General features: G+C 28.2%; 1 pseudogene. It reads left to right on the forward strand.

Annotated features, from left to right (window positions below):
• Positions 1-80 precede the first annotated feature (80 nt).
• Positions 81-309, forward strand: a pseudogene (locus CQA75_RS09365) (tRNA 2-selenouridine synthase); the annotation flags it as partial.

Consider the following 309-nt stretch of genomic DNA (forward strand, 5'->3'; position numbering starts at 1 on the left):
AAGAAGAAAAAGAATTAGAAATTCTTTCAAAAAATTATGGTGGACTTTATATTTTTGATAGAAAAGCAAGGGAAGAGATATTGCAAAGAGAAAAAGAAAAAGCAGAAGAAATGAAAAAAATGTCTTTAGGTGATGATTTTTGGGATCAATTAGAAGCCATAGAAAAAAAATTCCCTCAAGTCCTTTCTAATGGTTGCAAATATTATCGTGATGATCATCATTATGATATAAAAGATCCCGATTATGATTTCAATTTTGATGACAAACCCGAATTTGCTTATTATGAAGATAAACTTAAAGAATACATGG

Source organism: Campylobacter taeniopygiae, assembly GCF_005406225.1.
Lineage (GTDB): Bacteria > Campylobacterota > Campylobacteria > Campylobacterales > Campylobacteraceae > Campylobacter_D > Campylobacter_D taeniopygiae.